This is a genomic window from Faecalibacterium sp. DFI.5.82 (assembly GCF_029076575.1).
GTDB lineage: Bacteria > Bacillota > Clostridia > Oscillospirales > Ruminococcaceae > Faecalibacterium > Faecalibacterium duncaniae.
Genome location: NZ_JARFIS010000886.1, coordinates 1 through 296, shown reverse-complemented (window position 1 = coordinate 296; position 296 = coordinate 1). Strand labels below are relative to the sequence as shown.

Below are 296 nucleotides of genomic sequence, written 5' to 3'. Positions count from 1 at the left end.
AAGCGGCAATGTGGAAGAAGCTGGAAGAGCTTTACGCCCTGTACGAAGCCGCCATCCGCGCCGAGCGCACAAGGTACAATGTGCTGCTGGAGAAACAGACCGGAAGCCTGCCCTTGGATACTACCAAAGTTGACAGTTTTGCCAAGGGCTCCCCTACTAGGGGAGCTGTCACGGAGAAGCCCGTGACTGAGAGGTTTAGCCCGGACGCTGGCGAGCGAAGCGAGACTGAGAGGTTTGACCCCCAAAAGGAGGCGCATTCCGATGCACCCGCTGGACAATGAAGCCCTGAAGCTGGG

The 296-nt window shown here is 58.4% G+C and carries 1 protein-coding gene; it reads left to right on the top strand.

Translation table 11 applies throughout. The features are described from left to right. Positions 1–281: hypothetical protein (locus P0G09_RS19355; RefSeq protein ID WP_342760578.1), on the top strand; the 281-nt coding region annotated here is incomplete at its 5' end. Between the last annotated feature and the right edge of the window lie 15 nt (positions 282–296).